20 protein-coding genes are annotated in these 20,920 nt (G+C 69.1%); 12 read left to right on the forward strand and 8 right to left on the reverse strand.

The window, feature by feature from the left end:
- Nucleotides 1-215: 215 nt before the first annotated feature.
- The gene (locus AC1DXI_RS06390; RefSeq protein ID WP_476937920.1) at nucleotides 216-932 is read right to left on the reverse strand and encodes an IclR family transcriptional regulator; all 717 of its coding nucleotides are present in this window, start codon (nucleotides 930-932) and stop codon (nucleotides 216-218) included.
- 227 nt (nucleotides 933-1,159) lie between these two features.
- Here AC1DXI_RS06390 and AC1DXI_RS06395 point away from each other — a divergent pair, with 227 nt between their 5' ends.
- The 3 genes from AC1DXI_RS06395 (at nucleotide 1,160) to AC1DXI_RS06405 (ending at nucleotide 4,699) form a co-directional block, all read left to right on the forward strand.
- A complete protein-coding gene (locus AC1DXI_RS06395) occupies nucleotides 1,160-1,696 on the forward strand; it encodes a flavin reductase family protein (RefSeq protein WP_476937921.1) in 537 nt (178 codons plus the stop codon).
- A gap of 54 nt (nucleotides 1,697-1,750) precedes the next feature.
- Nucleotides 1,751-3,205 (forward strand): 4-hydroxyphenylacetate 3-monooxygenase, oxygenase component, encoded by a 1,455-nt coding sequence (gene hpaB / locus AC1DXI_RS06400; protein ID WP_476937922.1) that lies wholly within the window; start codon nucleotides 1,751-1,753, stop codon nucleotides 3,203-3,205.
- 159 nt (nucleotides 3,206-3,364) lie between these two features.
- Nucleotides 3,365-4,699 (forward strand): MFS transporter, encoded by a 1,335-nt coding sequence (locus AC1DXI_RS06405; protein ID WP_476937923.1) that lies wholly within the window; start codon nucleotides 3,365-3,367, stop codon nucleotides 4,697-4,699.
- 132 nt (nucleotides 4,700-4,831) lie between these two features.
- Here the strand turns inward: AC1DXI_RS06405 and AC1DXI_RS06410 are convergent, their stop codons facing one another.
- The 5 genes from AC1DXI_RS06410 to AC1DXI_RS06430 form a co-directional block, all read right to left on the reverse strand.
- Nucleotides 4,832-5,659, reverse strand: coding sequence for an alpha/beta fold hydrolase (locus tag AC1DXI_RS06410; RefSeq protein WP_018775750.1), 828 nt, complete (start codon nucleotides 5,657-5,659; stop codon nucleotides 4,832-4,834).
- Between the two features lie 4 nt (nucleotides 5,660-5,663).
- Nucleotides 5,664-5,993: a biotin/lipoyl-containing protein gene (locus AC1DXI_RS06415; RefSeq protein ID WP_018775751.1), complete on the reverse strand. Its 330-nt coding sequence runs from the start codon at nucleotides 5,991-5,993 to the stop codon at nucleotides 5,664-5,666.
- On the reverse strand, nucleotides 5,986-7,053 hold the full coding sequence (locus AC1DXI_RS06420; protein ID WP_476937924.1) for an alpha-ketoacid dehydrogenase subunit beta: 1,068 nt from the start codon (nucleotides 7,051-7,053) through the stop codon (nucleotides 5,986-5,988). Before AC1DXI_RS06420 ends, AC1DXI_RS06415 begins: the two co-directional genes overlap by 8 nt.
- Nucleotides 7,046-8,083: a thiamine pyrophosphate-dependent enzyme gene (locus AC1DXI_RS06425; protein WP_476937925.1), complete on the reverse strand. Its 1,038-nt coding sequence runs from the start codon at nucleotides 8,081-8,083 to the stop codon at nucleotides 7,046-7,048. The genes AC1DXI_RS06420 and AC1DXI_RS06425 overlap by 8 nt, the downstream gene beginning before the upstream one ends.
- 114 nt (nucleotides 8,084-8,197) lie before the next feature.
- Nucleotides 8,198-9,619, reverse strand: a complete 1,422-nt coding sequence (locus AC1DXI_RS06430) for an amino acid permease (RefSeq protein WP_476937926.1) — start codon at nucleotides 9,617-9,619, stop codon at nucleotides 8,198-8,200.
- 183 nt (nucleotides 9,620-9,802) lie between these two features.
- Here AC1DXI_RS06430 and AC1DXI_RS06435 point away from each other — a divergent pair, with 183 nt between their 5' ends.
- The 6 genes from AC1DXI_RS06435 (at nucleotide 9,803) to AC1DXI_RS06460 (ending at nucleotide 16,316) form a co-directional block, all read left to right on the forward strand.
- The gene (locus AC1DXI_RS06435; protein ID WP_476937927.1) at nucleotides 9,803-10,276 is read left to right on the forward strand and encodes an Lrp/AsnC family transcriptional regulator; all 474 of its coding nucleotides are present in this window, start codon (nucleotides 9,803-9,805) and stop codon (nucleotides 10,274-10,276) included.
- A 149-nt stretch (nucleotides 10,277-10,425) separates the two neighbouring features.
- Nucleotides 10,426-11,142: an NUDIX hydrolase gene (locus AC1DXI_RS06440; RefSeq protein ID WP_026266829.1), complete on the forward strand. Its 717-nt coding sequence runs from the start codon at nucleotides 10,426-10,428 to the stop codon at nucleotides 11,140-11,142.
- The gene (nadA, locus tag AC1DXI_RS06445; RefSeq protein ID WP_476937928.1) at nucleotides 11,139-12,446 is read left to right on the forward strand and encodes a quinolinate synthase NadA; all 1,308 of its coding nucleotides are present in this window, start codon (nucleotides 11,139-11,141) and stop codon (nucleotides 12,444-12,446) included. Before AC1DXI_RS06440 ends, nadA begins: the two co-directional genes overlap by 4 nt.
- Nucleotides 12,443-14,191, forward strand: a complete 1,749-nt coding sequence (locus AC1DXI_RS06450; protein ID WP_476937929.1) for an L-aspartate oxidase — start codon at nucleotides 12,443-12,445, stop codon at nucleotides 14,189-14,191. The genes nadA and AC1DXI_RS06450 overlap by 4 nt, the downstream gene beginning before the upstream one ends.
- Nucleotides 14,192-14,226: 35 nt before the next feature.
- Nucleotides 14,227-15,153, forward strand: coding sequence for a carboxylating nicotinate-nucleotide diphosphorylase (gene nadC / locus AC1DXI_RS06455; protein WP_476938113.1), 927 nt, complete (start codon nucleotides 14,227-14,229; stop codon nucleotides 15,151-15,153).
- Between the two features lie 8 nt (nucleotides 15,154-15,161).
- Nucleotides 15,162-16,316, forward strand: coding sequence for a cysteine desulfurase family protein (locus AC1DXI_RS06460; RefSeq protein ID WP_476937930.1), 1,155 nt, complete (start codon nucleotides 15,162-15,164; stop codon nucleotides 16,314-16,316).
- 80 nt (nucleotides 16,317-16,396) lie between these two features.
- Here AC1DXI_RS06460 and AC1DXI_RS06465 read toward each other — a convergent pair whose 3' ends face one another.
- Both AC1DXI_RS06465 and AC1DXI_RS06470 read right to left on the reverse strand, forming a co-directional pair.
- The gene (locus AC1DXI_RS06465) at nucleotides 16,397-16,882 is read right to left on the reverse strand and encodes a GtrA family protein (protein WP_476937931.1); all 486 of its coding nucleotides are present in this window, start codon (nucleotides 16,880-16,882) and stop codon (nucleotides 16,397-16,399) included.
- A gap of 4 nt (nucleotides 16,883-16,886) precedes the next feature.
- A complete protein-coding gene (locus tag AC1DXI_RS06470) occupies nucleotides 16,887-17,561 on the reverse strand; it encodes a DUF1684 domain-containing protein (RefSeq protein WP_018775763.1) in 675 nt (224 codons plus the stop codon).
- A 126-nt stretch (nucleotides 17,562-17,687) separates the two neighbouring features.
- Here AC1DXI_RS06470 and AC1DXI_RS06475 point away from each other — a divergent pair, with 126 nt between their 5' ends.
- From AC1DXI_RS06475 to AC1DXI_RS06485, 3 genes are all read left to right on the forward strand, one after another.
- Entirely contained in the window at nucleotides 17,688-19,133 is a 1,446-nt protein-coding gene (locus AC1DXI_RS06475; protein ID WP_476937932.1) for a M20/M25/M40 family metallo-hydrolase, read from the forward strand.
- Between the two features lie 30 nt (nucleotides 19,134-19,163).
- Nucleotides 19,164-19,997 carry a hypothetical protein gene (locus AC1DXI_RS06480; protein WP_476937933.1) on the forward strand — a complete coding sequence of 278 codons (834 nt, stop codon included), beginning with the start codon at nucleotides 19,164-19,166 and terminating at the stop codon, nucleotides 19,995-19,997.
- An 86-nt stretch (nucleotides 19,998-20,083) separates the two neighbouring features.
- Nucleotides 20,084-20,887, forward strand: coding sequence for a transglutaminase-like domain-containing protein (locus tag AC1DXI_RS06485; RefSeq protein ID WP_476937934.1), 804 nt, complete (start codon nucleotides 20,084-20,086; stop codon nucleotides 20,885-20,887).
- Nucleotides 20,888-20,920: the final 33 nt, after the last annotated feature.

Genomic DNA, 20,920 nt, shown 5'->3' on the forward strand with positions numbered 1-20,920 from the left:
AAATCATCAGCCACCCGCGCCCGCCCAAAGGAACCGTCTACATCGGCCTCAACGGCACGGGCAAGCAACCGTCCACGAAGTCCTGAGACATGAACCGTCCACGATCAGTTGAGACATGAAGTGTCAACGATGAGGTGAGACAGCACACGGCGCCAGGAGGACATTTACTGATAGGGCATCGGCGGAAACGGGCGTCGGCGGCACTTTCCACGCGCTTAGCCCAGCTGCGCCTCGATGCGGCGCGCGGCCTTGGTCAGGGCCGCGGCGACCTCGTCCGGATCCTGCGCGGCGCGGATATAGACGACGGCGAGGGCGGCCGGCCGGCCGCCCGGTACGCGCAGCGGCACCGCAATCGAGGACACGCCGGGGATCACCTCGTCATGGCTGGCGGCGAAGCCGCGGCGCCGGGCCTCGGCCGCTTCGGGCCGGTACGGGATGCCCGGGACCAGGGCCCGCCAGTCCTGTTCCGGGAAGGCGGACTGGATCGCAATGCCCGGCGCCCCTGCGCTGATGGGGTGCCGCGACCCCGGGTGCTGCACCACAGCGGCGCCGCTGTGCCGCGGATCCACCGTCACCAGCGTCACGCACTCCTCCCGGTCCCAGACCGCCACGAAGGCGCTCATGGTCAGGGTGTTGGCCAGCAGGGTCAGTTCCGGCAGCGCCGCCGACTGCAGGTTCCGGGAGACCCCGCGGGCCAGGACCGCGAGGCCCGGGCCGGGCTGGACGCGGCCGCCGTCGTCACGGACCAGCAGCGAGTGGTCCTCGAGGGTGCGCAGGATCCGGTAGGCCACGGAGCGGTGGACGCCCATGGCATCGGCGAGTTCGGCAATGGTCAGCGGCTGCTGGGCCTCGGCGAGGATCTCCAGCGCCCTGATGCCGCGGGACAGCGTCTGGGATGGGGAAGCCTGGGCGGTGCCGGCATTCGGGGTCATGGGGTCCATCCTAGGGGCGGGGGTGCTGGACGCCGGGCCCGCCGGGCAACCCTTGTGTTCAGGCTCATGGTCCGCTAGCGTTCTATATGGGAACTGTTTGTTCGATTATAGAACAAGATTATAGAACAAAATTGCAAACACCACTGTAAAAAACGGTTACAAGAACACAGCTGATCCAAAGCACACCCACACCACAGCCGGGGAAACGCAACGAACGCAAGGGATCAATGATGATTGCCACGCCGGGCGGCCACGCCGGGGGTGCCCAGGGCCCCCTGTCGGCGCCGCAGGCCAACCACTTCCGGGGCAGCCTCGGCAGGTTTGCCACCGGCGTCGCGATCGTGACCTTCGACGGTGCCACGAAGCGCCGCGGCATCACTGTGAACTCCTTCACTTCGGTCTCAATGGACCCCCCGCTGGTGCTGGTGAGCATCTCCCGCACGGCCAGGGCCCACGACGAGCTCGCCGGCCGGCCCTTCACCGTGAATATCCTCGGCGCCGAGCAGCGGTACCTGGCCATGCACTTCGCCGGCCGCCCCGGCCCCGAGCCGCTGTGGGTGGAGGGGAAGACCGCGCCGCGGCTGTCGAACGTCCTCGCCTATTTCGAATGCAAACCCTGGGCGGCGTACGACGGCGGAGACCACACCCTGTATGTCGGCGAGGTGGTGGACTTCAACTACCGCAACGGCGATGCCCTGGCCTTCGCCAACAGCACTTTTACCACCATCCCGGAAAGCCAGCTTGGCATGGAGGATCTGCTCTAGCGCCGCACCACATCCTTCCCGGCATTTCAGCTCAACTTCGACTGGAGGAAGACCATGGGTATCCGTACCGGACGGCAGTACCTGGACAAGCTCAACGCCATGACCCCGCACGTGGTGATCGACGGCGAGGTGGTCAGCGAGAAGATCGCCGAGCACCCGGCCTTCCGCAATGTGGCCCGCTCCTACGCCAAGCTCTTCGACATGCAGCATGATCCGCAGTACCAGGGCGCGCTCACCTACGTCTCACCCAGCACCGGGGACCGGGTCAATGCCTCCTTCCTGGTGCCGAGGTCCATCGAGGACCTCCAGCGGCGGCGCCGCGCCATCTCCACTTGGGCCGAGTCTTCCAACGGCTTCCTTGGCCGCTCCGGGGACTATATGAACTCCGCGCTGACCGCGCTGGGCACGGCAGGGAAGTGGTTCTCGCAGGCGGATCCGAAGTTCGGCGACAACATCCGCAACTACTACGAGTGGGCCCGGGAAAACGACGTCCTCGCCACGCACACCCTCATCCCGCCGCAGGTCAACCGCTCGGTCTCCGGTTCGGAGCAGCTCGGCGGCCAGCTCTCGGCCCGGATCGTGGAGGAGCGCGGGGACGGGATTGTCATCCAGGGCGCGCGGATGCTCGCCACCATCGCCCCGATCGCCGACGAACTGCTCGTCTTCCCGTCCACGGTCCTGCGGGGCACCCCGGAAGACGCGCCCTATTCCTACGCGTTCGCCATCCCCAACGATGCCCCGGGCCTGCGCTACCTCTGCCGCACCTCGCTGTACAACGGCGGGAGCATCCACGACGAGCCGCTGGCCTCCCGCTACGAGGAGATGGACGCCGTCGCGGTCTTTGACCACGTCTTCGTGCCCAACGAGCGCATCTTCATGCTCGGCCACCCGCAACTGTGCAACAGCTTCTACACCGAGACCGGCGCCGGCGCGCTCATGACCCATCAGGTGGTCACCCGCACCGTCGCCAAGAGCGAGTTCTTCCTGGGCCTGGCCTCGGAGCTGGCCGAATCGATCGGCATCGACGGATTCCAGCACATCCAGGAGGACATCGCCGAACTGATTATCGACGTCGAAATCGGCAAGGCGCTGGTCCGCGCGTCCGAGGCCGACGCCGGGCTCAACGACGCCGGCGTCATGCTGCCGAAGTGGACCACACTGAACGCTGCCCGCAACTGGTACCCGAAGATCGCCCAGCGCTTCCCGCAGATCATCCGGAAGTTCTCGGCGTCGGGCCTCATGGCCCTCCCGGGGGAGGCCGACGTCAACAGCGAGGCCCGGGAGGACATCGAGCTGTACCTGCAGGGCAAGACCCTGACCGGCCCCGAGCGGGTCCGGCTGTTCAAGCTGGCCTTCGACGCCTCGATCTCCGGGTTTTCCGGGCGCCAGTCGCTCTACGAGTACTTCTTCTTCGGAGACCCCGTCCGCATGGCCGGCGCCCTGGTCAACACCTACGACCGCGAGCCGGTCCGGGCCAGGGTCAGAGAGCTGCTCAACCGCCCTGACTGACCCGCGGAAAACACTCCCCGGAAATATGTGTGCCTTATCACATCTTTCATAGTAGTATCAGGATACTAACTGACCGTTCGATCAGTAATCCACGAGGCATCAGTTATCCACTTCGCACCCACCCCGGGCAGTACCTCTGCCCCCAGCAACGGAGTTCCAATGACCGTAACTTCATCCGTAGATTCTGAGGCGGGTCCCAGCAGCAAACACGAGGAACGCAAGGTCCTCGCCGGGACACTGGTCGGCACCACCATCGAGTGGTACGACTTCTTCATTTTTGCCCAGCTGACCGCAACGCTGCTGTCGCCGCTGTTCCTTGCCCCGCTGAACGCCTCCAACCCGGGCCTGGCACAGATCCTGTCCTTCGCCCTCATCGGCATCAGCTTCCTCTTCCGCCCGCTCGGCGCGATCGTCGCCGGCCACCTGGGCGACCGCCTCGGCCGCAAGGCCATGCTGGTCTTCACCCTGATCATGATGGGTGCCGCCACGGCCCTGATCGGCATGCTGCCCACCTACGCGCAGATCGGCGTCTGGGCCCCGATTCTGCTGATCCTGCTCCGCGTCATCCAGGGCTTCTCCGCCGGCGGTGAATGGGGCGGCGCTGCCCTGATGGCCGTGGAGCACGCTCCCAAGAGCAGGCGCGGCCTCTTCGGTGCCTACCCGCAGATCGGCGTTCCGGTCGGCATGATCCTCGCCACCGGCCTGCTGTACTTCCTCAACACGTCCATGTCCAAGGAAGACTTCGCGGCCTGGGGCTGGCGTGTGCCGTTCCTGCTCTCCATCGTGCTGATCATCGTCGGCTACCTGATCCGCCGGGCGGTCGCCGAGAGCCCCGTATTCAAGGAGATGCAGGACCGCAAGGAAGAAAGCAAGGCGCCCCTGGGCGAGCTGCTCCGCAAGCACAAGAAGGCCGTCCTCTACTCGACGATGATCTTCATCGGCAACAACGCCGCCGGCTACCTGCTGATTGCCTTCTTCATCTCCTACGCCACCAAGACGCTGAAGATGCCCACCCCGCAGATCCTGCTCGCCACCACGCTGGCCTCCTTCGGCTGGCTGATCTTCACCCTGGTCGGCGGCTGGCTCTCGGACAAGATCGGCCGCGTCAAGACCTTCCTGATCGGCTACGGCATCGTCTTCGCCTGGATGATCCCGATGTTCGCGCTGATCGACACCAAGAACATCCTGCTCTACGGCGTCGCGCTGTTCGTCCTGACGATCGGCCTGGGCCTGTCCTACGGCCCCATGTCCGCCATGTACGCCGAGATGTTCCCGGCGAACGTGCGCTACTCGGGGATCTCGATCGGCTACGCGTTCGGCGCCATCCTCGGCGGCGCATTCGCGGCCACCATCGCGGAAGTCCTCCTGCAGGGCACACACTGGACCGGCTCCATCGGCATCTACATCATGGTCCTCTGCGTCATCTCCGCCGTCGGCGTCCTGCTGGCAGGGGAAACGAAGGGCCGCCCGCTCGGCGTCAGCAGCCACCACTAGCCGCCGCCGGCGGCGACGCCTTTAGCTTCGCCGCCTTCGTCGCCACCACAAACAACGCGGGGTCACTTCGCGCCCATCCAAGTCATTCGGATGGGCCGTAAGTGACCCCGCGTTGCTTTTTGTACGGTGGGTTTAGACGCCCAGGAAGCTGATGGCGCCCTGCTTGAAGGCACGGCTGGTGATGGCGTTGGTGTGGTTCCGGCCCGGCAGCACGAGCTGTTCGACCATGCCGCCGGCCTTGGCGCCGAGGGCGGCGAGTTCCGGCATGGAGGCGGCCCGGTCGTCGTTTTCCCCCGCCACGAGGAGCATCGGCATGTGGGGGACGGCTTCGGCGGGGTCGTACGGCTCGGTCTTGATCGCCTCGACCAGGGACAGCAGCGCGAAGATGTTGTTGCTGGGCAGCAGCATGGCCATTTTCAGCAGCCCGGCAGTCGACTCGTCCGCGATCGGCGTGCCGTCGGCCAGGTACCGCTGCGCGGCGATCAGGTCGAAGTCCGCCAGGGGGTCGGCGACGTTCGGGCCGCCCAGGACCAGCCGGTGCACCAGCTCGTGCTGGGTGGCCCCGAACTCCCAGGCGAGCCGGGACCCCAGCGAATAGCCGATCACGTCGAGCCCGCTGGACGGGTCCCCGTCGCGCAGCGGACGCGCGCCGGCGTCGAACACAATCTGCAGCAGGTCTGCGCGGATCCGGCTGGGGGAGTAGGAGTCCATGTCCTCCGGGGCGCCGCTGCGGCCGTGGCCGGGCAGGTCCACGGTGATGACGCGACGGCCGGCTTCCAGGAGCGCGGTGAGCCAGCCGCTGTCTTCCCAGTTGAGCTTGGAGGAGGAGGAGAAGCCGTGCAGCAGCAGGACGGGACGGAGCCCGGCGTCGTTCTGGGGCTCATGCACCTGCACATACAGCTGGGGGTCGGTGCCCTCAACGGTGTGCGAATGCTGTTCGCCGGTGTGTCTGCCGCTCATGCTCTCAGTCCTCATCAAGTACGGCGCTCAGGCGGACCCGGCGCTTAGGTGCCTCTTCCTTCGGGACCGTGCCCACGATGCCGGCGGTGTTGTCCGGCACCTCAAACACAATCAGGGGCTCGCCGACATTGATCTTGTCGCCGGGCCCGCCGTAGATACGCACTACCTTACCTGCCTGCGGGCTGGGCAATTCAACGGCCGACTTGGTGGTTTCGACCTCCACGAGCGGCTGGTTGCGCTCCACCTGCTCGCCCGGGGAAACCAGCCATTCCAGCACGGTGGCCTCGATCAGGCCCTCGCCGAGATCCGGGAGCGGGAAGGAAATTTCAGCCACGTTTGTACTCCAATACTCGCTGGATGCCGAAGAGGATCCGGTCAATGTTCGGGATGTATTCATCTTCCAGGTCGCCCGAGGGATACGGGACGTCGAAGCCGGTGACGCGCTCCACGGGCGCCCTGAGGGTGTCAAAGCAGCTTTGCGTGATCAGCTGCGCCACCTCGGCGCCGAGGCCGGAGGTCAGCGGCGCTTCGTGGACGACGACGGCGCGGCGCGTCTTGCGCACGGAGGCGGCGAGGGCCTCGGCGTCGATCGGCTTGAGCCAGCGCAGGTCCAGGACCTCGATGTCGATCCCGTCCTCGGCCGCGAGCTCGGCCACCTGCAGGCAGCGGGCCACCATGGCGCCCCACGCGACCAGCGTGAGGTGGCGGCCTTCACGCATGACCTTGGCGCCGGTGGGGGAGCCAGCATCGTGTGTAGCAACCTCACCCTTCTGCCAGTACCGCGACTTCGGCTCCATGAAGATCACCGGGTCCGGCCGCGTGGCGGCGTACTTGAGCAGGTGGTAGGCCTCATGCGGGTTCGACGGCGAGACCACCTTCAGGCCCGGCACGTGGGCGAAGAGCGCCTCCAGGCTTTCGCCGTGGTGTTCGGGGGCGCGGATGCCGCCGAAGCTGGGCACCCGCAGGGTGATGGGCATCGGCAGGGTGCCCCGGCTGCGGTAGTTCATCCGGGCGATCTGGCAGACGATCTGGTTGATGGCCGGGTAGGCGAAGCCGTCGAACTGGACCTCGGGAATGGGGTGGAACCCGGCCATCGCCAGGCCCACGGACATGCCCAGGATGCCGGATTCCGCCAGCGGGGTGTCAAAGACGCGCTGCGCGCCGTGCTTGGCCTGGAGTCCGTCGGTGATGCGGAAGACGCCGCCGAGCCGGCCGCAGTCCTCGCCGAAGATCACGGCTTTGGGGTTGTCCGCGAGGACCTCGTCGAGGGCGCGGTTGAGCGCCTGCTGCATCGACATCACTGTGGTGGCGGGCTCGCCGGCCGGGTTGGTGACAGTGTCGTCGGCAGTGTTGTCGCCTGCGGCGTCTACGTTTTCGAGAATCGAGTTAGACATGTTCGGACTCCTCGCGCCAGTTGGCGGCCTGGGCCTGCAGGGCAGGGGTGGTTTCCTGGAAGACAAGGTCAAACATTTCAGTTCCGGGCCGGGAGCCCAGGGCCTGGATGCCGGTGCGGATCTGCTCCTCTTCGGCCTTGGCCGCGGCCAGCGCCCCGGCGAAGAACGCCTCGTCGGCGATTCCATCGGCCAGCAGCCGCTGCCGGAGCCGCTCGATCGGGTCGGTGCCGGCGCCGTCGCGTTCCTCGTCGAGGGAGCGGTAGCGGCCCGGGTCATCGGACGTGGAATGCGGGCCGCGGCGGTAGGTCATGGCTTCGATGAGCACCGGGCCGTTGCCGGAGCGGGCATGCGCGAAGGCGCGGCGGGTCGCCTCCAGGACCGCGACGACGTCGTCGCCGTCGATCTTCAGCGCCGGCATCCCGTAACCCGCGGCGCGGGCCGCGACGGAGCCGCCGGCCACCTGCCGTTCGGTGGGGACCGAGATGGCCCAGCCGTTGTTCTGGACGAAGAACACCACCGGCGCCTTCATCACGGCGGCAAAGTTCATCGCCTCGTGCACATCGCCCTGCGAGGAGGCGCCGTCACCGAAGTAGGTCAGGGCGACGCCGTCTTTCCCATCCAGCGTCTGGCCGTGGGCCCAGCCGACGGCGTGCAGCACGGACCCGGCGACGACCGCCTGGATCGGCGCCAGCCGGGATTCCAGCGGGTTGTACAGGCCGCCGTGCCACGTGGCCTTGTGGGTGGACATGTAGGCCACCATGTCCACCCCCATGGTCCGGGCGACGCCCATTTCGCGGTAGGTGGGGAAGACGAAGTCCCGGGTGGTGTCCACGGCATAGCCGCTGCCCACCTGGGCCGCTTCCTGGCCGAGTTCGGGGGCGTAGCCGGGGATGATGCCCTGCCGCTGCCAGGCGATGGCCGAGGTGTCGAGGTGACGGACGGCCACCATGAGCGAATAGAGCTCGCGGAGTTCGTCGGCTGTGAGCGGCCCGGCAGCGCTGCCGGAAGCCACGGGGAGAAGTGTGTCCATGCCTGTGACCCTAGTCACCGGCGGCGGGGTGGGCAATCAGCCTAGCCGGGGGTGCCCAGACTGCATACTTTTGCCGCCCCGCGCGCCGGTGAGCTTGGCAATTTGTCTAACGACTTAGCTGGACGGCTGATCGGCTTTTGCGGCGGCGGCGGCCGCGTTGCGGTTCCGGGTGATCCGGGCGCCGGTCCAGCACGCCACGGCGATGCCGGCCACCAGCACCAGGGTGCTGACCAGCTGCTTGCTGCTCTCCGGGCTGCTGAAGCCGACGGCGAAGATCAGCGCCAGGAGCACGAGCCCGAAGATCGTCAGCCCCGGGAAGCCCTTCATCCGCAGCGGCAGCGCAGTGCCGTCACGGTCTGCCCGGCGGCGCAGGATCAGCTGGGACAGCAGGGCCGAGCCCCACACCACGAGGCAGGTGGAGCCGACAAGCTGGAACAGGGCCGGCAGGATCTGGTCCGGGAAGAGCAGTTCCAGGACGGCGGCCAGGAAGCCGAAGGCCACGGAGACGCTTACCGCCACGACCGGGACCCGGGCCGTGTTGAGCTTCGAGAGGACCTTGGGGGCTTCGCCGCGCTCAGAGAGGGAGTACACCATGCGGGACGCGCCGTAGAGGTTGGCGTTCAGGGCGGACAGCAGCGCGATGACGGCGACGAGGGTGATCGCGGCACCGGCGCCGGGGATCCGGGCGACGTCGAGGACGCCGGCGAAGGGGGACTTCAGGGCCGCGGAGGTTGAGGGCAGGACGGCCGCGATGACGAATACCGAGCCGATGTAGAACACGAGGATCCGCCAGACCACGGTGCGGATCGCCTGGGCGACGCTGCGCTCCGGGTTTTCCGTCTCGGCCGCGGCCACGCTGACAATCTCGGTGCCGCCAAAGGCGAAAATCACGACGAAGAGTGCGGTCGCGATGCCGCCCAGGCCTGCCGGGGCGAAGCCGGACGTGAAGTTGCCGAGGCCGGGGGACGGGACGTCCGGCAGCAAGCCCAGCAACAGGGCTGTGCCGATGGCCAGGAAAATCACGATGGCGGCGACCTTGAGGATGGCGAACCAGAATTCGAACTCGCCGAAGTTCTTCACGCCCGCCAGGTTAATGGCGGTGAACAGGGCCATGAAGATCAGGGACAGTGCCCAGACGGGGATGACCGGCCACACGGTGAACAGGAGCCCGGCGGCACCGAGGGCCTCGGCGGCGATGACCACCACGAGCTGCAGCCACCAGAGCCAGCCGACGGTGGCCCCGGCGGTCTTGCCCATGGCCTTTTGCGTGTACACGGAGAAGGCGCCGCTGTTGGGATTGGCCGCGGCCATCTCCCCGAGCGCCCACATCACCAGGATGATCAGGGTTCCGGCGACAAGGTAGGAGATCAGTACGGCCGGTCCCGCCGCCTGGATTCCTGCCCCCGAGCCGAGGAACAGGCCCGCGCCGATGGCGCTGCCCAGTCCCATCATGGTCAGTTGGCGTGGCTTCATGCTGTGCCCCAGGCTCGGGGCGGGGACCGCGGTGGGTAGCGTCGCGGTGGACTTCATTGTCATGGCGAACCTTTGTGTGGTTTGGATCTTTGCGTCCTTATGGGACCTATTGAATTTACCGGATTTGGGCCCGGCCCCCGGCCGCCGGGGGGCCTCCGCCGTGAGAGCATGGTGGCAGTTTGCTAACTGAATCAGGGCATCGGCGGCTGTTTGTCCGGCCCGGTTCCGCTTGGGAAGGAAAAATCCATGGATGTTGATCCGCTTGATGCAAGGATTGTCCGATTTTTCACCGATTCCCCCAGGTCCTCCGTGCTGGAGGCCTCCCGGGTGCTGAAGGTTGCCCGCGCCACGGTGCAGTCGCGCCTGGACCGGATGCAGGACGCCGGCGTGATTGGCTCATGGGTGCCGCAGCCCGATCCGGCGCACTTCGGCTATCCCGTGGTGGCGTTTTGTTCCCTCACGATCAACCAGGACCTCGGCCATGACGCCGTCGTGGAGGCCCTGGCCCGGATCCCCGAGCTGATTGAGATCCACACGGTCTCCGGGAGCTCGGACCTCATGGCCCGGATAGCAGCACGCTCCAATTCGGACCTCCAGCGCGTCCTCGATGCCATGATCGCGACCAGGTCCGTCCTGCGCTCGTCCTCCGTGATCGTGCTCAATACCCACTTCCAGGGCCGCACCCTGCCGCTGCTGGAAGCCGCGGCCGCCGCCAAGTGAGAAGCATGTGACCTGAAACATTTTGCGACCGGGCGGCTCGGCCGTATCATTAGTTCTAGTCACTTTGACTATAACTAATCCGGCGGTTGGGCCGGATCCAGCCGGGCAGTCCATGACGGGACCCGCCCGGGACCCAAGAGGGCGGGTGGATCACCGTTTACACCACAGCAGCCAACGTCTCGGAGCGCCAGACCGCGCCGCCGTCGTTGGCCATCTCCACTGTGATCTTTGCGCTGCGACCCAGCGAGCGGTCCGGACGGCCCACGCTGTGGATTCCGCTGGTGCGCCGGATCCGCGAACCGTTCAAGGGCCTCTGGGCACTGCCGGGCGGCCCGCTGACACACTCCGAGTCACTCCAGGACGCAGCGTCGCGGAACCTGCGCGAGACCACGGGCCTGGCCCCGAACTACCTCGAGCAGCTCTACGCCTTTGGCGGGCTGCACCGCTCGCCCACCCAGCGCGTCGTCTCGATTGTGTACTGGGCACTCGTCCAGCCCACGGAGGCCGCGCTTGCCGACGAATCGGAGAACGTGCGCTGGTTCCGCGCCGACCGGCTGGGCGAGCTGGCCTTCGACCACAACTCGATCGTCGACTACGCGCTGTGGCGGCTGCGCAACAAGATGGCCTACGGATCCATCGCCTACCACCTGCTGGGGGAGTACTTCACCCTCGCCCAGGTCCGGGAGGTCTACGAGGCCGTCCTGGACCGCGAACTCGATCCCGCCAACTTCCGCCGGCAGGTCAAGGCCACACCGGAAATCGAAGAAACCGATCACTATCTGCAGGGCGGCAAGCACCGCCCGCCCCGCCTCTACCGCTTCACCGGCCGCCCAGGCCTCGACCCAGACAACAGGAGCACACCATGAGCAGCGTCAACACGGCAATCCAGCTGATCACGCGCGAGCAGGCCACCACCTTGGCACAGGGCGCGGCCGCCTCCACCTGCAGCCCCGCGCTGGCCCGCGGGCCCTGGGACTACGACCTCGCCGAGGCCCTCGCCGGAGTGCCCGCCTACGGCCCGGGTGCCTCCTCCACCGACGTCGCGCCGGCCTCCACTCCCCGGCAGGGCCAGCTCCCCGAAGAGTACAAGCTCGCATCCGACGCCGAACTCGACACCCGGATCCGCGCCGCCAAAGCGGCGCTGGGGGACCGCGCCGTCGTGCTGGGGCACTTCTACCAGCGCGACGAAGTGATCGAATACGCCGACTTCGTGGGCGATTCCTTCCAGCTCGCCAACGCCGCCCTGACCCGGCCGGACGCGGAGGCCATCATCTTCTGCGGCGTGCACTTCATGGCCGAGACGGCGGACATCCTGTCCCGCCCCGACCAGGCCGTGATCCTGCCCAACCTCGCCGCGGGCTGCTCCATGGCGGACATGGCGGACATCGACTCGGTCACCGAGTGCTGGGAACAGCTTGAGGAAGTCTTCGGCACCGAGCCCGACGCCGAGGGCCGGGTCCCGGTCATCCCGGTCACCTACATGAACTCCTCCGCAGCCCTCAAGGGCTTCTGCGGCGAGCGGGGCGGGATCGTCTGCACCTCCTCGAACGCCGCGACGGTGCTGGAATGGGCGTTCGAGCGCGGCCAGCGGGTGCTTTTCTTCCCGGACCAGCACCTGGGCCGCAACACCGCCAAGGCCATGGGGGTGCCGCTGGAGCAGATGCCGATGTGGAACCCGCGCAAGGATCTCGGCGGCAACGACGAGGCGACCCTGCTCGATTCCCGGGTGATCCTCTGGCACGGCTTCTGCTCGGTCCACAAGCGCTTCAACGTGGGCCAGATCGAAAAGGCCCGCGCCGAGTTCCCCGGCTTGCAGGTGATCGTGCACCCGGAATGCCCCATGGAAGTGGTCGATGCCGCCGATTCCGCCGGCTCCACCGACTTCATCAAGAAGGCCATAGCCGCGGCCACGGAACCCACCACGTTTGCGATCGGCACCGAGATCAACATGGTGAACCGTCTCGCCGCGGAATACCCGCAGCACACCATCTTCTGCCTGGACCCGGTCATCTGCCCCTGCTCCACGATGTACCGCATCCACCCCGGCTACCTTGCCTGGGTCCTGGAAGCGCTCGTCCGCGGCGAGGTGCTGAACCGCATCACCGTGGACGAGGACGTGGCCGCCCCGGCCAAGGTAGCCCTGGAACGCATGCTGGCGGCGCGGCCGTGACCAGGCGGCTCGTGATTGTCGGCAGCGGGATTGCGGGGCTCTACGCCGCGCTGCTCGCCACCGGCGGCGGCCGTGACATCGAGGTGGTCCTGCTGAGCAAGGGCACGCTGGAGCAGAGCAACACCTTTTACGCCCAGGGCGGCGTCTCGGCCGTGCTGGCACCGGAGGATGCCGCCCCCGGGGACTCCGTGGCGGCGCACATCGCGGACACCCTCGCCGCCGGCGCCGGGCTGAACGATGCCGAGGCGGTCCGGGTCCTGTGCACCGAGGCTGTCCGGGACATCGCCGGCCTGGGCCGCTACGGCGTGCAATTCGACGCAGGTCCCGACGGCGGGCCGGCCCTGGGCCTGGAAGCGGCACACTCGGCGCCGCGCATCCTGCACGCCGGCGGGGACGCGACGGGCGCCTGCATCGCCCGCGGGCTCGTCGCCGCCGTCCTCGAACGCGCCGTCCTGGATCGTGCCGGCCACGGCCGGCTCCGGGTGGAGACCAGCGCGTTCGTCACCGGGCTCCTGACCGAACCGGCGGACCTGGCTGAAGAACTGGCTGAAGCACTGCCGGCAGAACTGTCACAGCCCGGCAGCACACCTCCGGCGCCGGTAAGGGTCACCGGCGTGGCCTACCTGGCCGGCGGGCGGCCCCAGGAGCTGGCAGCCGACGCCGTCCTGCTCACCACCGGCGGTGCGGGGCGGCTCTTTGCCCGCACCAGCAACCCCTCCGTCGCCACCGCCGACGGCCTGGCCCTGGCCTGGCGTGCCGGCGCCGCGGTGCGGGACCTCGAGTTCTTCCAGTTCCACCCCACCACCCTTGCCGCTGAGGAGGTCCCCGGCGGGCCGCCGGCCCTGCTCATCTCCGAAGCGGTCCGCGGCGAGGGCGCGGTGCTGCTGGACGCCGCGGGATACCGCTTCATGCCCGACTACCACCCCGACGCCGAACTGGCCCCCCGCGACGTCGTCTCCCGCAGCATCGCCCTGCACCTGGCCGCCACCGGGGCCGCGCCGGACAGCCCGGTCTACCTGGACGCCCGCGGCCTCGAGGCAGAGCGGGGCGCGGGCTTCCTGGCCCGGCGGTTCCCGACCATCACGGCTGCCACCCGGGCCGCCGGCTACGACTGGACCACAGAGACCGTACCCGTGTCCCCGGCAGCCCACTACTGGATGGGTGGCGTGTGCACCGACCTGCGGGGCCGCACGTCGGTACCCGGCCTGTATGCCGCCGGCGAGGTGGCCCGCACCGGCGCCCAGGGGGCCAACCGGCTGGCGAGCAACTCGCTGCTGGAGGGCCTCGTATTCGGCCGCCGTGCGGTCGAGGACTTCCTGCGCGCACCCGAGCCGGCGACGGACTGGCCCGCGCCGGCCGCCGGGGACTTCCACCCCGGCAGCCCTGAGACGTCCCCGCCGGCTGAAACTCCCAGGACGGGGGCGACCGGCGCCGCCGGTGCCGTGGAGGTCCCCTTCAGCCGGGCGGCCCTGGGCCGGCTCATGACCGCGGCCGCGGGGGTCACGCGCACCGGCGCCGACCTCGACGCCGCCGCGGCCCAGCTGGCGCAGTGGGGAACCGTCCTTGAAGGCCGCGACCTGGCCGGGCTGGACCAGGCCGGCCATGAGGACCGGAACCTGCTGCTGGCCGCGGAACTCCTCGTGGCGGCGGCCCGGCAGCGCACGCACTCCATCGGCGCCCACTACCGGGCAGACACCGCCGCCACCTCAGCCTTCACCCATTCCATGCAAAGGATTTCCTCGTGACCACCACTGCCCACGCAACCGCTGCCCCGGAAACCCTGCCCACCAGCGCCGCGGCGCTCGCCGGGAGCCTGCCCGAGGCCGCCGTCCTGGCCGTCCTCCGCGCGGCGCTCCAGGAGGACGCCCCCTACGGGGACATCACCTCCCAGACGCTCATCCCCGCGCAGGCGCGGGCCACCGCGGTGCTCAATGCCCGTGTTCCCGGCGTACTGAGCGGCGGGGAGGTCTTCGCCGCGGCGATGCGGCTGACCGACCCGGGCGCCGTCGTCGACCTGCTGGTCCACGACGGCGAGGCCTTCGCCGCCGGAACCGCCCTGGCCCGCGTGATCGGGAACGCCAGGGCCGTGCTGCTGGCCGAACGCGTCGCACTGAACCTGGTCCAGCGGATGAGCGCCATCGCCACCAAAACCGCCGAGTTCGTGGCGCTCGTGGACGGCACCGGGGCCCGGATCACGGACACCCGCAAGACGACGCCGGGGCTGCGGGTGCTCGAACGCTACGCCGTGCGCTGCGGCGGCGGCGCCAACCACCGCTTCAGCCTCTCCGACGCGGTCCTGGCCAAGGACAACCACCTGGCCGTCCTCACCGGCGGTGACCCGGCGAAGCTGACCGCGGTGCTGCGCGGCGCCAAGGCCCAGCTGGGCCACACAACTCACTTCGAGGTGGAGGTGGACACCATGGAGCAGATCGAGCCCGTCCTTGCCGCCGGGGTGGACACCATCATGCTGGACAACTTCTCCCTGGCCGAGCTCGCGGCCGGCGTGGGGCTGGTGGGCGGCCGGGCCCGCGTCGAGGCCAGCGGCAACGTCAACCTTGCTACCGTGGCGGACATCGCGGCCACGGGGGTTGACGTCATCTCGATCGGCGCCCTGACGCACAGTGTCACGGCCCTGGACCTTGGCCTGGACATTGAGCTGGATGTCGAGCCGGCCGTTGAGTCCGGCGCCGGTCCGGCGGCCGGCTGAGGCGCACCGTGATCTTCCTGGACGCCGCAGCCACCACACCGGTCCGCCGCGAGGTGCTGGAGGCCATGTGGCCGTACCTCACGGGCGAATTCGGCAACCCGTCAAGCCATCACTCCCTGGGTGAGGCTGCTGCCTCGGCGCTCGCGGGGGCCCGCGCAGCAACCGCCAAGGCCCTCGGCTGCCGGCCCGGGGAAGTCGTCTTCACCTCCGGCGGCACGGAAGCGGACAACCTCGCCGTCAAGGGCATCGCCCTGGCCCGGCGCGCCGCCGATCCGCGCCCGGACCGGGTGGCGATCAGCGCCGTCGAACATCCCGCGGTGGAAGAATCCGCCAGATACCTCGAACGGGTCCACGGCTTCGCCGTCGACGTGATCCCCGTGGACCGCTTCGGGCAGGTGCGCGAAGAGGCCCTCGCCGCCGTGCTGCAGCCCGGGACGGCCCTGGTGAGCATCATGTACGCCAACAACGAGGTCGGCACGGTCCAGCCCATCGCCCGGCTCGCGGCGCTGGCCCGCGCCCACGGGGTGCCGTTCCACACCGATGCCATCCAGGCCGCCGGCTGGCTGCCGCTGGACACGGGCGCGCTGGGCGTGGACGCACTGAGCATTTCCGGCCATAAGCTGGGCGCGCCCAAAGGCAGCGGCGCGCTGTTTGTGCGCGGCCGGGTCCGGGTGGAACCGCTGGTCCACGGCGGCGGGCAGGAACGGGGCCGCCGCTCGGGCACCGAAAACGTCGCCGGCGCGGTGGCGCTCGCAACGGCCCTGGCGCTGCCGCGGGAGCCGGCCGGGAGCGTGGCTGCCCTCCGCGACGGGTTCATCGACGCCGTGCTGGCCGGTGTTCCCGGCGCGCAGCTCACAGGCCACCCCACCGAGCGGCTGCCCTCGGTGGCGTCGTTCTGTTTCCCGGGCACCAGCGGCGAGTCCGTGCTGTTGGAACTCGAGCGGCAGGGTGTGGTGTGCTCCAGCGGGTCCGCGTGCGCGGCGGGCTCGGATGCGCCCTCGCCCGTGCTGCTGGCCATGGGCATCGCCCCCGAGATCGCCCAGACGGCGGTACGGTTCAGCTTCGACTCGACCGTGACGGCAGCGCAGTTGCAGGAGGCGGCGGCCGCGGTCCGCACCGCCGTCGCCGGCGTCCGCACCCTCGGCACCCCCTCCTCCGGTTGAGCTAACACTAAATGTCCTTATCGGGCACCCATGGCGGCTTCAACTGACAGCTCAACCGGGGGTGGGGGCCCTGGCCGAAGTCAGCGGTGGCGGGCGCGGCGGAAGATCCAGTGCCGCAGCATCGTGAACCGCAAGGCCGTAGCGGCGAAACCGGAGAGGGTGGTGGTCCACAGCTCCTCGGCCACGGTGGCCTCCGGGTTGACCCAGTGCAGGACGGCCAGGCTGCCGCCGGTGATCAGCAGCGCGACGAGTATCACGATCAGGCCGTTGAGGTGGTCCCGCTTCATCCGGCGGCGTTCGGTGATCTTGAACGTCAGGCGCCGGTTGAGGGCGGTATTCATGAACGACGTCAGGATCAGGGCCGCCGCGTTGGCCGGCTGGGCACCGAGCCAGGGCCGGGACAGGGCGTACAGGGCCAGGGAGGTCAGGGTGCAGACTATCCCGACGCCGGTGAACCGGATGAGCTGCCGGACCACGGGGTAACGGAGGATTCCGCGGTACCGCCGGGTCTTCGGCCCGCGGACGACGGCGGGGGCTGGGTCAAGCTGTTCGAGCTGGGACTCCATCCGCTCAGTACAGCTCGCCCACGGGGATGTCCACGGCCAGCCGGTTTGCCGGGCCCGCCAGCGGACAGGCCCAGGCCTCGTTGTAGGCGCACGAGGGGTTGTAGGCGAAATTGAAGTCCAGGATGAATTCGGCCTGGGGCCCGGTGCCCCGCACGCCGTGGAAAGCCCCCTTGATGGTGTCCAGGAGGTAGCGTCCCGCGCCGTAGCTGCCGCCGGGCTGGCCTGCGGTGGCGTCACGGAACGGCACGAAGATGCCGCCGCCGTAGCCCCTGAGCTTCCAGACCGCGAGCTGTCCCATCTCGGGCAGGTCGAAGGTGCCCAGCCGCACAAACCGGACCAGGCCGTCGGTCCCGGTCTCCACATTCATCTCCCGCCCGGCGCCCTCGGGGGTCAGCGGGACGTGGAAACGGTAGATCGGATCGTAGTCCGCCGTCTTCAGGCCGCCGAAAGTGGCCTTGGCCTCGGCGGTCAGCGCGGAGGCCGGGTGGGTGCCGAACATGCGGTCCCGCTCCTGGCGCCAGTAGGAATGCGCCTCGGCCGGGCTGTCCGCGGCGATCTTCCGCGTCGTGGCGTAGAGGGCAAAGGTCCGCAGCCGCCAGTCCGCGATATCGAGGGCCGACATGCCTGCCACGTCGCCCTGGTCTCCAAAGTGCGTTCCGTCAATGTGCTGTTCGGCCATGCCCCCAGCGTATCCGCTTTCGCGAGGCCGAAATTTGGGCGCCGAAATTGTGCCCGGGATTCCGGGGCCGGACCCGCGCTCCGGATAGCCCGTTCCGGCGGACCCTCCGGCCGTAGACTTTCGCGCATGCGCAACCCCCTGCAGAACGCGGCCGCCGGCGATGCCCTCAAGAGCCCCGGCGGCACACCGGGCAGTCCCGGGCACGCGCCGGGCAGTCCCGGGCGCGCGGCGGCGTCGCTGGCGGAGCTCGTGACGTACCGGACCGTGTCTTCCCGGGCCGGGGGGACTTCGCGGGCCGGGGCCGGGGTGGAGACAGCCGAGTTCGAGTCCTTCATCGCGGCGCTGCCCCGGTTGTATCCGGCGGTCCATGCCGCCCTGGAACTGGAGCGTGTCAACGGCCACGCCCTCCTGTACCGCTGGCCCGGCAGCGCCGTGGCGGAGGACCCCGCGGCCGGGCACCCGGCGTCGGTGCTGATGGCGCACTACGACGTCGTCCCGGCGGACGACCCGGGGGAGTGGACACACCCGCCGTTCTCCGGCCACAACGACGGCACCTTCCTGTGGGGCCGGGGGACGCTGGACGACAAGGGTCAGCTCGTGGCCATCCTGGAGGCGGCCGAGCGCCTGCTGCTGGCGGGGTACGCGCCCGCGCATGACCTCTACTTCTCGTTCGGCAACAACGAGGAGACGGCCGGCAACAGCGCGGCGGCTGCCGCGGCCCTGCTGGCCGGCCGCGGTGTGCTGCCCTGGCTCGTGCTGGACGAGGGCGGTGCCGTCGCGGGCGGCGCCTTCCCGGGGGTGAGCCGGCCGGCCGCCGTCGTCGGTGTGGCCGAAAAGGGAATCCTGGACGTGGAGCTGCTGACCCGGGACCCGGGGGGACACGCCTCCACGCCGCCGCGGATGGGGGCGACGGCGCGGCTGGCCCGCGCCATCACCCGGGTCGAGCACAGCCCGTTCCCGCAGTCGCTGCCGGAGGTGACCGCCGAGATGCTGCGCCGCTTCGGCCCGCACACCCCGCCGCCGCTGCGGGCCGTGTTCGCGAATGTGGCACTGCTCCGGGCGCCGATCACCTGGCTCTTCGGCCGGCTCGGCAGCGAGACCAACGCCATGACCCGAACCACCGTCGCCATCACCACGCTCGAAGGCAGCTCCGGGGCGAACGTCCTCGCCGCAACGGCGAAGGCCAACGCCAACATCAGGGTGGCGGTGGGGGAGACGGTGGAGGGCACCATGGCACGGCTGCGGAGAATCATCCGCGACCCGAAAGTCGAACTGCGCGTCGTGGAGGGCAACGGACCGTCCCCGGTGTCGCCGTCCTCGGGGGCCCAGTGGGACCTGCTGGCGGACTGCATCGGGCAGGTCTTCCCCGAGGTGATCATCACCCCCTACATCATGATGGGCGGCACCGACTCGCGCCGTTTCACCGGGATCTGCGGTGCCGTGTACCGCTTCGCGCCCTTCTTCATGGACGTCCGGGCCCGCGGCTCCATCCACGCCGTTGACGAAAAGATCGGGCTGGAAACGCTGGAGCAGGGCGTCCGGTTCTACGAAACACTGATGCGGGAGCTCTGAGTCATGCGGCGCCCCGGCTACGCTGGCACCATGACTGGGACGGCCCCTTCTTCAGGATCAGGCACCGCAGGAATCCGGAGTGCTGCGCTGCGCACCGGCGCGGCGCTCGCGGTCGCGGCGGCAGCCCTTTCGGGCTGCAGCAGCGACGGCAAGGGGACGCCGGTCTGGACCGCAGGCAGCAGCGCGGCGGACAGCGCGAGTGAGAGTGCGAGTGAGAGTGCGGTGCCCTCTGCCGCCACTGGTCCCGCCCCCTCGGCCAGCGCTTCCGCCTCTCCGGGCTCGAGCGCGGCGGCCTGGAAGGTCTTCACCGACCCCGCAAAGACCGTCAGTTTTGAGGTGCCGCAGGACTGGATTGTCCAGTCCGTAGCTCCCGACGCCGGTGCGCTGCCCGGGGCGCTGAAGATCACCGTCAAGGACGCCGACGGCGCCTACCTGGCCACCTTGCAGACCGGCCTGCCCCCGCAGCCCGCCGCGGCCTGCGCGGCCGACGCAGCACGCAACTACGTCGTGGTCAGCAGCGTGCCGGTTGACCTGCCACACGCCGGCGGCGGGGGAACCATTGACCCGCACGTGGTGTTCCGGGTGATCCAGGGCTACAAGTACTTCGGCTCCTACGGCATCACCAACTTGGTGGGCGGCGACGGCGGGAAGAGCTGCGCCTTGCAGAACGTGGTCCGTGGCCCGGCCGGCAAGGGGGACTATTCATTCGGGGACCTGACGGTGCTCAAAGCGTTGGCCCCGGACCAGAAGGTTGCCCCCGCCAAGGCGTTCGACACTCTCGACCAGGCGGCCAAGTATGTCAACGAGGGGTCCGAATTCGCGAACGTCCAGCGGATGCTAATGTCTCTGAAGATCAAAAACTAGTCCCGCCCGCCCGCACATCCCCGGGCCGTTGACGGCGACTTCCTCCTGCACACGCCTCACATCCCACATCCCGGAGACAGAGATACATGGAACGCGCCGTAGCCGCCCGCCTGGCCTTCAAGACCGTTGCCGAGACCAAGGTGGCTCTGGCCGTGGCCGTGGCCCGGAACGCCGGGTACGACTCGATCGAAGAATCGCTCAGGGTGACCGCGGGAGGCGCGGACGTGCCGCTGACCGAACTCTCGGACCACCACGGCGGGCGCTTCCACTACATGGAATTCGCCGAGCCCACCGACGTGCTGGTTGAGTACTCGGCCACCGTCACCGGCTTCGCGCTGCCCGAGGAGCCCGGGCTCATGGAGCTGATCCGCTATGTCCGGCCCAGCCGCTACGCGGAGTCGGACCGGCTGCTGCCCACTGCCTATGCCGAATTCGGCGGGCTTCAGGGCGAGGAACTGCTCCGCGCCGTCCGCGACTGGGTTTTCAACGAACTGCGCTACGTCAGCGGATCCTCGCGGGGAACCGACGGCGCGGTCGAAACCCTGCTGCACCGCCGCGGCGTCTGCCGGGACTTTGCCCACCTCGCCATTGCCCTGCTGCGATCCAAGAACGTCCCGGCCCGGTTGGCCGCCGTCTACGCCCCAGGCCTGACCCCGATGGACTTCCACGCCGTGGCCGAGGCGCACATCAACGGCGCCTGGCACGTCATCGACCCCACGGGGCTGGCGCCGCGGGAGAGCATGCTGCGGATCACGGCGGGGCGCGACTCCTCGGACACCGCCTTCCTGTCCACCGTGGGCGGCAGCCTGTCGCTGAAGGAACTCAGCGTCACCGCCGTCGTCGACGAGCTGCCGCAGGAAGAGCCAGCGCAGCTCGTCGCCATCCACTAGGCCGGCCGGCGCGCCGGCGCACGCCCGGCGTGC

The sequence above is a fragment of the Arthrobacter sp. P1_H7 genome (genome assembly GCF_056405215.1).

Excerpts from the sequence above, each read along its gene's own strand:
- AC1DXI_RS06390 (WP_476937920.1), bottom strand. The coding sequence starts at position 932 with ATGACCCCGAATGCCGGCACCGCCCAGGCTTCCCCATCCCAGACGCTG.
- AC1DXI_RS06395 (WP_476937921.1), top strand. The coding sequence starts at position 1,160 with ATGATGATTGCCACGCCGGGCGGCCACGCCGGGGGTGCCCAGGGCCCC.
- hpaB (WP_476937922.1), top strand. The coding sequence starts at position 1,751 with ATGGGTATCCGTACCGGACGGCAGTACCTGGACAAGCTCAACGCCATG.
- AC1DXI_RS06405 (WP_476937923.1), top strand. The coding sequence starts at position 3,365 with ATGACCGTAACTTCATCCGTAGATTCTGAGGCGGGTCCCAGCAGCAAA.
- AC1DXI_RS06410 (WP_018775750.1), bottom strand. The coding sequence starts at position 5,659 with ATGAGCGGCAGACACACCGGCGAACAGCATTCGCACACCGTTGAGGGC.
- AC1DXI_RS06420 (WP_476937924.1), bottom strand. The coding sequence starts at position 7,053 with ATGTCTAACTCGATTCTCGAAAACGTAGACGCCGCAGGCGACAACACT.
- AC1DXI_RS06425 (WP_476937925.1), bottom strand. The coding sequence starts at position 8,083 with ATGGACACACTTCTCCCCGTGGCTTCCGGCAGCGCTGCCGGGCCGCTC.
- AC1DXI_RS06430 (WP_476937926.1), bottom strand. The coding sequence starts at position 9,619 with ATGACAATGAAGTCCACCGCGACGCTACCCACCGCGGTCCCCGCCCCG.
- AC1DXI_RS06435 (WP_476937927.1), top strand. The coding sequence starts at position 9,803 with ATGGATGTTGATCCGCTTGATGCAAGGATTGTCCGATTTTTCACCGAT.
- nadA (WP_476937928.1), top strand. The coding sequence starts at position 11,139 with ATGAGCAGCGTCAACACGGCAATCCAGCTGATCACGCGCGAGCAGGCC.
- AC1DXI_RS06465 (WP_476937931.1), bottom strand. The coding sequence starts at position 16,882 with ATGGAGTCCCAGCTCGAACAGCTTGACCCAGCCCCCGCCGTCGTCCGC.
- AC1DXI_RS06470 (WP_018775763.1), bottom strand. The coding sequence starts at position 17,561 with ATGGCCGAACAGCACATTGACGGAACGCACTTTGGAGACCAGGGCGAC.
- AC1DXI_RS06475 (WP_476937932.1), top strand. The coding sequence starts at position 17,688 with ATGCGCAACCCCCTGCAGAACGCGGCCGCCGGCGATGCCCTCAAGAGC.
- AC1DXI_RS06480 (WP_476937933.1), top strand. The coding sequence starts at position 19,164 with ATGACTGGGACGGCCCCTTCTTCAGGATCAGGCACCGCAGGAATCCGG.
- AC1DXI_RS06485 (WP_476937934.1), top strand. The coding sequence starts at position 20,084 with ATGGAACGCGCCGTAGCCGCCCGCCTGGCCTTCAAGACCGTTGCCGAG.